Source organism: Chitinophaga sp. (genome assembly GCF_036566945.1).
GTDB lineage: Bacteria > Bacteroidota > Bacteroidia > Chitinophagales > Chitinophagaceae > Chitinophaga.
The window spans coordinates 1-11,067 of the sequence record NZ_DATCVJ010000172.1 but is presented as its reverse complement, the minus strand read 5'-3'; the positions used below and the strand labels follow the sequence as shown (position 1 = coordinate 11,067).

Here is an 11,067-nt window from a genome sequence, read left to right as displayed (position 1 = left end):
AACCACAGAAGATGCAACGCAGCATGTTGATTTCATATTTCGCTGCATATTTTTCTTCCCGGTACAGGTTTTCTTCTCCTTCTTTCCTTTCTGCTGCCTCCATGGTAATGGCTTCAGCCGGGCAAGCTACTGCGCACAATCCGCAGGCAGTGCATCTTTCACGTCCTTCTTCATCCCGGTTCAGTACATGTAAACCACGGAATACCGGGCTAAAATCACGTTTTTTCTCAGGGAAACTAACCGTCGCCTTACGCTGAAAAAGATGTTTGAAGGTAATACCCATGCCCTTTGCAATAGCAGGGATGTACAACTTCTCTGCGAAGGTCATCGGCCGGCGATCTACTGCTTTTGCCCTGTTTGTTAATGCTTGCATAATGAATGCTTTATTTAACCCACACGATTTGTGTGTATTTAATTAGATGATATTAATGTTGACGTGCCAGTATTAACGCTCCTGTAATCAGCATATTTACCAATGCCAGTGGAATCATTATTTTCCAGCCCAAACGCATCAGCTGATCGTAACGGAATCTCGGAACCGTCCAGCGTACCCACATAAAGAAAAATATGAAGCCTAAGGTTTTGAGAAACAATGCCAGGAATCCGAGAATGGTCAGCAGGTTACCGTCCAGTCCCAGGCTATCCATATAGGGGAAAGCATAACCACCGAAGTACATGGTAGCAATCAATGCGGAACTAACGAACATATTGATATATTCTGCGAACAGGAAGAAACCGAGTTTCATGGAAGAATATTCCAGGTGATAACCACCATTCAATTCATTCTCTGCTTCCGGTAAGTCAAAAGGTGCACGGTTAGTTTCTGCAAAAGCACATATCAGGAAGATGAAAAAGCCCAGCGGCTGATAACATACATTCCATAAGCTATGGCGTTGTTGTTCTACGATGTCTTTTAAGCTCAGTGTGCCGGTGAGCATCAGCAAGGCTATCAAAGCCAGGCCCATAGGCAGCTCGTAGGAAATGATCTGGGAAGCAGCGCGTACAGAAGCCAGCAGGGAAAACTTGTTATTGGATGCCCAGCCACCTATCATGATACCATATACGCCCATACTCACGGTACCAAAAATGAAGAGGATACCGATGTTCACATCCGCCACCTGCAGGGAAACGGTGCGACCGGCAATTACCAGGCTATCTCCCCAGGGGATTACAGCGCTGGTCATACAGGCCACCATCATGGCGATAGACGGACCGAGAATAAAGAGGAAGCGGTTGGAGTTGGTAGGAATAATCTCTTCCTTGAAGAAGAGTTTACCACCATCTGCCAGCGGCTGCAGCAATCCCATGAAACCGGCACGGTTAGGACCAATACGATCCTGAATCCATGCTGCCACTTTTCTTTCACCCCAGGTAGAATACATGGCCACTACCAATGAAAGTACCAGTACCACTGATATCAGGAGTACTTTTTCAATTATAAAAAACCAATCTATGCTTAATAAGGTCATACTTACACGTAATTACGATTGTTACTTCTTAAAATCATCAGAGTGAGCCGGGCCATCGATCTGCGAGAGATCAACATCCGGTCTGTTTACCTGGCTTTCAGAGTGAATATTAAACACCAGTTTCGGTTGTCTTCCGTCTAATACTTCCACCAGCGGATCTTTAGGTTTTACGGTGTTCACGTAATGGCCTTGAGAAATAACGCTGTTACGTTCTATTTTACGTGGACCTTCGATGATCCAGTCTTTCGCTTCTTTTTTATCGAAACGGCAGGTATCGCAGATAAAGGCTTCCACTTCTCCGTATTTGTCCTTGCGGGCAGTTACACGGAATACTTCGTCACCGCGCATCCACAATACTGTTTTACCGCAGCATTTAGGGTTTTCGCAGTTACGGTGTGCATCTACCGGTTTCAGGAACCATACGCGGTTTTTGAAACGGAAGGTTTGATCTGTTAAAGCGCCTACCGGGCAAACATCGATCACGTTACCGATGAAATCATTATCGAGCGACTGGGAGATATAGGTGCTGATTTCAGAAGCATCTCCACGGCCGAGGATACCATGTTCACGTTTTTCGGTGAGCTGATCGGCGGTGTACACGCAACGGTAGCAGAGGATGCAACGCGTCATGTGTAATTTGATATGATCGCCGAGGTCTACTTTATCAAAAGTTCTGCGTTTAAATTCGTAGCGGGTGCTGTCTGCTCCGTGTTCGTAGCTCAGATCCTGTAGGTGGCATTCTCCGGCCTGATCACATACCGGGCAATCCAGCGGGTGATTGAGCAACAGAAATTCCACCACTCCTTTACGTGCGTCCAGTACTTCCGGAGAAGTGATGTTGGCTACTTCCATACCATCCATTACAGTAGTACGGCAGCTGGCCACCAGTTTAGGCATAGGGCGCGGATCGGCATCTGAACCCTTGGATACTTTTACCAGGCAGGTACGGCATTTACCACCGCTCCCCTGCAGCTTGGAGTAGTAACACATGGCCGGCGGCACTATCTCTCCTCCTATCTTCCTGGCCGCGTTCAGTATGGTCGTACCGGGTTCCACCTCTACTGAGATGTTATCGATTTTAACCTTAAATAATTTTATTTCCTCCGCCATCTTAATATAGTTTTTGCTCGCAAAGCCGCTAAGCAGCAAAGAAGCAAAGTTTATAATTTTATAACTTATTTACTATTCTGTGTATACCTGTTTTAATTAAAGCAACATTAAAGTTGACTAATAATCCAAGTTTTAAGTCTGTTAGTTTCAGATATGTAAACAATTGTTTGTAATGCATATCTTTCAACTCTTCCACCGATTTAATTTCAATGATCACTTTATTCTCTACTATCAGATCAGCTCTGAATGCCCTATCAAGAATAATATTCTCATGAACTAATTTTACACATTCCTGCCGTTTAATATTCAAACTCCGCTTTCTTAATTCATAATTCAACAACTCTTCATAAACTGATTCAAACAGCCCTGGTCCGTACCTGGTATGTATTACAAAGCACGCATCTACAACCTCTTTTGAGATTTCATTTTCTGTCATGGATGAAAGTTTTATGTTTGGGTTAACTACTTTCAAAAAAACAATCTCCTTATCCGCTTTAATCCTTTGCTCCTCTGCTGCTTTGCGCCTTTGCGTGAAACTACACTGCTACTGGCGCTGGCAATGGATCTGCGTAATGTGCCAGACCGAAATTGCGGGTCTGTGATTCCTGAGGATTTGCCACATGCCATTCGAATTCGTCGCGGAAGTGGCGTATCGCTGCTGCCACCGGCCATGCAGCTGCATCACCGAGCGGACAGATGGTATTACCTTCTATTTTGCGTTGAATATCCCACAGCAAATCGATATCACTCATTTTGCCTTTGCCGTTCTCAATGTTCTGCAATACTTTCTTCATCCAACCGGTACCTTCACGGCAAGGGCTGCACTGGCCACAACTTTCGTGGTGGTAGAAACGGGCAAAGGTGAGGGTATTGCGTACAATACACTGGTCTTCATCCATTACTATAAAACCACCGGAACCCAGCATGGAGCCTGTTGCAAATCCGCCATCAGCCAGACTTTCATAGGTCATCATACGGGTTTCGCCTTTCGCCGTTTTCAGCAATAGGTTAGCGGGTAACACCGGAACGGAAGATCCACCAGGGATACAGGCTTTCAGGCGTTTATTATTTTTGATACCTCCGCAGTATTCTTCGGAGTAAATAAATTCTTCTACAGAGATGTTCATCTCAATCTCGTAAACGCCGGGTTTGTTGATATTACCGCAGGCAGAGATCAGTTTGGTACCAGTAGATTTGCCGGTGCCGTATTTAATATATTCATCGCCGCCGATATTGATGATAGGCACCACGGCTGCGAGTGTTTCTACGTTGTTAACAACGGTAGGAGATTGCCATAATCCTTTTACCGCCGGGAATGGTGGCTTGATACGTGGATTACCGCGTTTACCTTCCAGGGATTCTATCAGGGCAGTTTCCTCGCCACAGATATAAGCACCTGCACCGCGTTGTACATATATTTCCAGATCAAAACCGGTACCCTGGATATTTTTACCCAGCCAGCCTTTGTTCTTAGCTTCTGCAATCGCCTGCTCCAGGATATCCGGAATCCAGGCATATTCACCACGGATATAGATGTAGCAACTGTTAGCGCCGAGGGCAAAGCTGGAGATGAGTAATCCTTCGATCAGGAGGTGGGGTAAGAATTCCATCAGGTAGCGGTCTTTGAACGTACCGGGTTCTGATTCATCCGCGTTACAAACGAGGTAACGGGGAACACCTTCTGGTTTGGCGATGAAACTCCACTTCAAACCGGTAGGAAACCCTGCGCCACCGCGACCTCTGAGGCCACTCTTTTTCACTTCATCCAGTACGCCTTCCGGTCCCAGCGTTTTCAGCGCCTTTTCAGCTGCAGCATAACCGCCGTTGCTCCGGTAGGTATCATAATACCGGATGCCTTCTATATGTGCTTTATCTAACAGTAATTTGCGTCCCATTTTCTTCCTTATGGTGTAATGGTTCCGGTAAACCCGGTCCCATCTACAGATTTTTGTGTATATCTTTTATGCCTTACGTATGCCGTGTTGCGAAATGCGTTCTGCGAGTCTGTAAAACAGCAGTCCTGCGCTAACACCACAAACAAAGGAAACAAACCAGTTATCTATCCGCCATAATGCGGTGAGTAATCCCATCAGCAGTAGAGCTTCTACGATTTGTAGTTTGTGGCGCTGATAAATTTCCTTTAAACGCATGGATATGGTGTTTTTTGGATACATCAGTTTGCGTTTGCTTTAGATCTGCATTCTGTAATGATTTCATCTACTTTAGCCGGTGTAAGATGTTCACGGTAATGTTTACCCAATTGCATCATGGGCGCATAACCGCAGGCACCGAGGCACTCTACTGTTTTCAGGGTAAATAACCCGTCTGCCGTAGTTTCGCCTACACCGATTCCCAGTTTACTTTTAATGTAATCAATGATCTGATCGGAACCACTTACCATGCAGGGACCTGTCTGGCATACCTCAAAAAGATAGGTACCAACCGGCTTCAGGTTAAACATGCTATAGAAAGTAGCTACTTCGTATACTTCAATTGATTCCAGTTGCAGTAAAGTTGCAACGTAGTCCATTGTTTCTGCACTTAACCATCCGCCAAATGCTTCCTGAGCCAGGTGCAGCACCGGTATCAACGCACTTTTCTGCTTCCCTTCCGGGTAGCGTGCAATGATTTCTTTTACTTTATTCAGTTTCTCTTCCGAAAATTGAACCACAGCCATTATTTTAATCAGCTTTAATCTTCAAAATATTCTTTACCAGATCCGGCTTGCCGCAATACTATGCGTCCAGCTCACCTGCGATCAGGTTCAGGCTACTCATACAAACGATCGCATCGCTTAGCATGTTACCCTGCACTAATTCAGGAAAAGCCTGGTAGTAGATGAAGCAGGGACGACGGAAATGCAGTCTGTAAGGACTACGGCCACCATCACTGATCAGGTAAAAACCAAGTTCGCCATTGGCGCCTTCTACAGCGTTATAAACTTCCCCTGGTAACATATCTGCTTCTCCCATCACTATTTTAAAGTGATAGATGAGTGCTTCCATTTTTGTATATACATCTTTTTTCTCAGGCAGGTAATATGCTGGTATATCAGCATGATATACATCTTCCGGCAGTGTTTTCACTTTATCCATCGCCTGACGGATAATGCTGAGACTTTCCCACATTTCTGCGTTACGTACCAGGAAGCGATCATAGCTATCACCGGTAGTACCTACAGGTACGGAGAAATCAAAATCCTGGTAAGAGGAGTAAGGATTTGCCACACGTACATCATAGTCTACACCAGCTGCGCGCAGGTTAGGACCGGTGAAACCATAGCTGAGGGCTCTTTCTGCACTGATGCCACCTACGCCCTGCGTACGATCCATAAAGATACGGTTGCGGGTCAGCAGGGTTTCAAATTCTTTCAGTACAGCGGGATATTCAGCGAGGAAACGTTCTATTTTAGCAAATGCTGCCGGTGTGAAATTTCTTTCAAAACCACCGATACGGCCAATGTTGGTCGTGAGTCGGGAGCCACATATTTCTTCGTATATTTCGTATATCAGTTCACGATAGGTCATCACGTAAACGAAACCGGTTAATGCACCGGTATCTACTCCCATTACAGAGCTACAGATCAGGTGATCTGCAATACGTGCCAGCTCCATGATGATGACACGCAGATAGTCTACTCTTTTAGGTGTTTCAATACCCAGGAGTTTCTCTACGGTCAGCAACCAGCCCATGTTATTAATAGGGGCAGAGCAATAGTTAAGACGATCTGTGAGTGGAGTAATCTGGTAATAGGGACGGCGTTCTGCGATCTTTTCAAAAGCGCGGTGAATATACCCTACGGTAGAAACAGCGCTCACAATACGTTCGCCATCGATTTCCAGAATATTCTGAAATACGCCGTGCGTAGCCGGATGGGTAGGACCCAGGTTAAGCGTTTGCGTATCCTTTTCTATCGAGCCTTCCGGCAGTTTTATATGTTGTTTCTGATCTAACATAACCTGGTTGTATTAAATAGTTCCTCCCCTTCCAAACATCTCATCATCTTTGTCGATACGCATGGAGTCTTCCAGCGGAAATTCCTTTCTCATAGGGAAATAGGTCATTTCATCCACATTCAGTACGCGTATCAGATTGGGATGTCCTACAAAGTTGATCCCGTAGAAGTCGTAAGTTTCGCGCTCCATCCAGTTGGCAGATTCATACAGTTTCGTAGCTGTAAAAACATCCGGTTGGGATACTGGTGCGAATACTTTCAGACGGAGCCTGATATTATCCTGCAGGTTATGCAGATGATATACTACTGCCAGTTCTTCATTTTTTCTATCCGGGTAATGCACCGCAGTGATATCCGTTAAAAAACGAAAACGCAACTCCTCATCATCAAACAGGAATTGCATTACTTTCAGGTTATAATCTTTCTGTGCGGTGAGGGTAAGCAGGCCAAACGGCTCTTCAAAGCCGGTAAGCACATCTCCAAACTTCTCCGTCAGGCGTTGCTGTATGCGTTCGTTTGTTAAAGACATTAACAATTTGAAATTTACGATTTACAATTAACCATTCCCCTCCTTACTTAATACCATATGACTCCATCAGCTCTTGATATCTGTCGGAGTTACGGCGGCGGAGACTTTCCTGGCCTACGAGGTCCTGTATTTTCATAAAACCATCGATAATACCTTCTGGTCTTGGAGGACATCCTGGTACATATACATCTACCGGAATTACCTGGTCAATACCCTGTAATACAGAATAGGTATCAAAGATACCACCACTGCAGGCGCAGGCACCTACGGCCATTACCCAGCGTGGTTCTGCCATTTGCAGGTATACCTGACGTACAATAGGGCCCATTTTTTTGGAAATGGTACCCATTACCATCAGCAAATCACACTGACGGGGCGTAAAGGCCATACGTTCAGCCCCAAAACGGGCCATATCGTAAGTGGCAGCCATAGTAGCCATAAACTCAATGCCACAGCAGGAAGTAGCAAATGGTAAAGGCCAGATAGAGTTTTTACGCGCCAGACCTATTACTTTGTCAAATGATGTGGCATAGAATCCCTCACCGGAATATCCCTCTGGGATTTCCACCGTTTTCACCTTGTTATTATATTGAACCGGACGAGCCATTTGATTTAATTTAGAGATTTAAGATTAGTCTTCCCACTTCAGTGCACCCTTCTTTGTAATGTAGATAAACCCACACAAAAAGAAGCCCACAAACATCAGCACGGCCGTAAAACCTTCCCATCCCAGTTCCCTGAAATTAACAGCATAGGGGTAGAAAAAGATTACTTCCACATCAAATAACACGAAAAGAATAGCGGTAAGAAAGTATTTGATGGCGACCGGCTGCCGGGCATTACCCTTTTGCTCGATTCCACTCTCGAAGTTAATAAGCTTATCGCTGGTTTTGCGTTTAGGACCCAAAAAGTGAGTAGCTAACATCGTGATCCCTACGAAACCTAAAGCTGCAACAAGTTGCAATACTATAGGGAAATAGCTAAAAGGTGTAGTCGTTGCTGACAAAAATTCAGTGTCTGTATACATAAGCTTCCCGATAAAAACATTGTCCGAATGCGCAAAAATACTGTAAGTTGACCAAATATCAAATCTATTAGGGCCTAAAATATTATCTTTTTTCACCAACCGGAAACTAAAAAACCTCCTGTGGGTACAGGAGGTTTTTTAAATTATCGTATATAATTAATAATTATTTCTTGTTCTGACCTTGTTTGGCAGCTGGTTTAGTAGCTGGCTTGCTGGCAGCTTTTTCACGGGCAGCCATGTTTTCTGTGATCTGTTTAACAGCGCTGTTATTCGGATCTAATGCAGACAGTTTATCAGCGTATACCTTTACATTGGCTTTATCTTCCTTAAAGTAGTAGTATAACAGCTCATAAGTGTAAGCATTGATCAGGGTAGGCTTGTATTTACCAGGATCTACTTCTGAAATTTCGACGTATTTATCAAAGTAAGGCTTTGCAATACCAGCTTGTGCCTGCGGATCTTTAACAAAATTGGTCATACCTCTCCAGTAGTAACCGGTACCCAGCTCAGGTTTTGCTTCAATCACTTTCTGGAAAGCAGCATCAGCTTTGCCCAGTTGAACAGTATCGGCTGGCTTAGCGCTTGCCGCAGCAAGGTAGTAGTTGTGACCTACGTTGAAGTAATCAATGGCTTGTAATTGTACTTTATTGGCAAGTGATACTTCATTTGCTTTTTCATACCATTCTGCCGCTGCAGCGTAATTTCTGGCAGCTTTCAGCTGATCTGCAGTCTGGGTAAAGATTTCCGGATCCTTCGTGGTGATAGAACCCGCATATTTTTCCAGGTAGCCCAACGCTTTGGTAGTGTACCCACTCTGGGTAGCGGAATCGCTGGATTTCAGACGCATGTATATAGTGCTTAATAACTTATAGTCATTAGAGTCTAATTTAGCGTCACCTACTTTTGCTGCGTAACTGTCCATTACTTTCTGTGCATTCAGGGAGTCACCTTTTTGCAGGTAAGCATCGCCGATCAGCAAGCTCAGTTTATTCTGATAAAATTCATCTGCATTAGGCAGGGTAGCCTGACCTTTGCTGATAGCTGCATCATAATCTTTCTTGAAGAAAGAGATATAAGCGCCGAGGTATTCATTCTTTATTTTATCTGCCGGATCTGCTACAGCCATGTATTGCTCGAGGTATTTAGCAGCATTTTCCCAGGATAACTGATCCTTTTTAGGCGTGATGTAGAAGTTAAACAGCTCGTAGAAAGCAGGACCATATTTAGGATCCATGTTGGTAGCTTTGGTATAATCTGCTACGGCTTCAGCTTTCAGCCTTGCATTGTAGTTCACCAAACCTTCTTTCATGACAGCTTCGGCATTGTTTGGATCTAGTTCCAGTGCTTTTTCATAAGTAGTGATGGCTTTACCACCATTTTCACCACCCAGGAAGCGATAAGCATCTCCTAATTCGATATAATCAGCTGCGGTAGCAGTGTATTGTTCTTTTTTCTTACGGCCTTCATTGTTCAGGAGCTTTTCCATCACGGTCAGTGCGTAAGCACGATCACCGCCTTTCACTTCTGAGTTGGCATCAGCAATTGCGCGGGCTACATCACCATCACGACCTTGCGTAGCAGCGCTGGCAGCTTCAAATTTTGTTTTAGCAGCAGCAGCATCTCCTTTCAGCAGATCAATACGGCCCATACCCACCTGTAGTAAAGCAGAGGTAGGCACTGCCTGTAAACCTTTCTGGAAAGTAGCTGTAGCACCTGCTACATCTTCCTGTCCGAGTTGCGCTATACCGAGGTAATAATAAGCTTTGTCCTCCGTAGGCTTTGCCGCAATCACTTTCTCAAAATTCTGCTTAGCAGACAGATATTTACCATAATACAGGTCTTTCAATCCATCCTCCACAGATTGGGCCATCGCACCGCTAGATGCAGCGCAAAGCAATGCTACGATTAAACTTTTCCGTTTGTTCATGCAATCTGGTTTTTTAGTTTTAGTTGTGTTTTTTTGCTACTTAAGGTTTGCTTCTCTGAATACTACATTCAATCTGGCAGGGAATAAACGGAACTGCTTAATAACAAGTTGTCCTTCATAACTGCCGAGAAAGGTGGCGAATCCACTGCCTAACCCATGATAAGGTTCTTTAAGACAATAAAAGAAGCCGCGCTTCAATGGATAGGTACCAATACCAATATAAGCCTGGTATGGTTTAACAAATTCTGAACCATTGTCTGCTCTCAGCCTCACTACAGATACTTGTTTTGTAAAAGCCATTGACAATGAGTCGTTAGGATCAGAGATCCAGCTAACTCCTATCACACCTATTGCGTCTTTGTTTTTTGACACGTAATCCACCACTTCCGGGTTGGTTTTAGCAGCCATAGTATTGGTTGGCAGAGGCTTACCCATATTGATGGAGTCCATGATATATCGCACGGTGCTTGAGTTGGCATTATCAAACACCAGTTGCCATTTCCGGTCTTTATTTGTGCCATTCATGATGCTACGCACCTGTTCCATATTTAATATAGAGTCAGGATTGTCTTTATTCACCACCAGTGCGAGCGCATCCCAGGCAAGTAAAAGGCTGTTAGGCGTAATTTTGATTTGCTTGAAGTAGTCGCGCTCCTGTTGGTTGAAATCGCGGGTAACGATCACCATTCGGGCACTATCATTTAAAAGATCTTTAAAGCATTCAGCCTCCGGTTTATAGGTAGGAATGATATGCGCTTTGGGATACAGTGATTCAAAAACTTTTATTTCCGAATCTATCAGTGGCTTATATGTTTCGTCCACGCTGATGTGGATAGTGCCTTCTGTAGCTGTATCTAATTTTTTCGCGTTTGGATTGGGCCCACAAGCCACCATCAAAGTAATTGCTGCTAAATATACAGCATTCATCTTTCTAAAACTGAAAAACATATCACACCTCTTTAGTTCCTGTTAAAAAAAAGTTTTCTCACTCCGTTATAAACTCTAAAGAGGCCGTATGTTAACAATACCGCGCCAACAATGCTCATCATC

13 protein-coding genes are annotated in these 11,067 nt (G+C 44.3%); all 13 read right to left on the bottom strand.

What is annotated here, in order from left to right:
- On the bottom strand, positions 1–373 hold a 373-nt coding region (locus tag VIP81_RS04960), incomplete at its 3' end, for an NADH-quinone oxidoreductase subunit I (RefSeq protein WP_331957369.1).
- A 52-nt stretch (positions 374–425) separates the two neighbouring features.
- The gene (nuoH, locus tag VIP81_RS04955) at positions 426–1,469 is read right to left on the bottom strand and encodes an NADH-quinone oxidoreductase subunit NuoH (protein ID WP_331957368.1); all 1,044 of its coding nucleotides are present in this window, start codon (positions 1,467–1,469) and stop codon (positions 426–428) included.
- Between the two features lie 21 nt (positions 1,470–1,490).
- The gene (locus VIP81_RS04950) at positions 1,491–2,579 is read right to left on the bottom strand and encodes a 2Fe-2S iron-sulfur cluster-binding protein (RefSeq protein ID WP_331957367.1); all 1,089 of its coding nucleotides are present in this window, start codon (positions 2,577–2,579) and stop codon (positions 1,491–1,493) included.
- A 58-nt stretch (positions 2,580–2,637) separates the two neighbouring features.
- Positions 2,638–3,015 carry a GxxExxY protein gene (locus VIP81_RS04945; protein WP_331957366.1) on the bottom strand — a complete coding sequence of 126 codons (378 nt, stop codon included), beginning with the start codon at positions 3,013–3,015 and terminating at the stop codon, positions 2,638–2,640.
- A 100-nt stretch (positions 3,016–3,115) separates the two neighbouring features.
- Entirely contained in the window at positions 3,116–4,474 is a 1,359-nt protein-coding gene (gene nuoF / locus VIP81_RS04940; RefSeq protein ID WP_331957365.1) for an NADH-quinone oxidoreductase subunit NuoF, read from the bottom strand.
- Between the two features lie 66 nt (positions 4,475–4,540).
- Positions 4,541–4,729 carry a hypothetical protein gene (locus VIP81_RS04935; RefSeq protein ID WP_331957364.1) on the bottom strand — a complete coding sequence of 63 codons (189 nt, stop codon included), beginning with the start codon at positions 4,727–4,729 and terminating at the stop codon, positions 4,541–4,543.
- A gap of 23 nt (positions 4,730–4,752) precedes the next feature.
- On the bottom strand, positions 4,753–5,256 hold the full coding sequence (locus VIP81_RS04930) for an NAD(P)H-dependent oxidoreductase subunit E (protein ID WP_331957363.1): 504 nt from the start codon (positions 5,254–5,256) through the stop codon (positions 4,753–4,755).
- A gap of 58 nt (positions 5,257–5,314) precedes the next feature.
- On the bottom strand, positions 5,315–6,535 hold the full coding sequence (locus VIP81_RS04925) for an NADH-quinone oxidoreductase subunit D (RefSeq protein WP_331957362.1): 1,221 nt from the start codon (positions 6,533–6,535) through the stop codon (positions 5,315–5,317).
- A gap of 12 nt (positions 6,536–6,547) precedes the next feature.
- Complete coding sequence (locus VIP81_RS04920; protein ID WP_331957361.1) at positions 6,548–7,063, bottom strand: NADH-quinone oxidoreductase subunit C; 516 nt, start codon at positions 7,061–7,063, stop codon at positions 6,548–6,550.
- A gap of 43 nt (positions 7,064–7,106) precedes the next feature.
- Positions 7,107–7,670 (bottom strand): NADH-quinone oxidoreductase subunit B, encoded by a 564-nt coding sequence (locus VIP81_RS04915; RefSeq protein WP_133806465.1) that lies wholly within the window; start codon positions 7,668–7,670, stop codon positions 7,107–7,109.
- Positions 7,671–7,694: 24 nt separating this feature from the next.
- Positions 7,695–8,090: an NADH-quinone oxidoreductase subunit A gene (locus VIP81_RS04910; RefSeq protein ID WP_331957360.1), complete on the bottom strand. Its 396-nt coding sequence runs from the start codon at positions 8,088–8,090 to the stop codon at positions 7,695–7,697.
- 163 nt (positions 8,091–8,253) lie between these two features.
- Positions 8,254–10,017 (bottom strand): tetratricopeptide repeat protein, encoded by a 1,764-nt coding sequence (locus tag VIP81_RS04905; RefSeq protein ID WP_331957359.1) that lies wholly within the window; start codon positions 10,015–10,017, stop codon positions 8,254–8,256.
- A gap of 36 nt (positions 10,018–10,053) precedes the next feature.
- Positions 10,054–10,965, bottom strand: a complete 912-nt coding sequence (locus tag VIP81_RS04900; RefSeq protein ID WP_331957358.1) for a substrate-binding domain-containing protein — start codon at positions 10,963–10,965, stop codon at positions 10,054–10,056.
- Between the last annotated feature and the right edge of the window lie 102 nt (positions 10,966–11,067).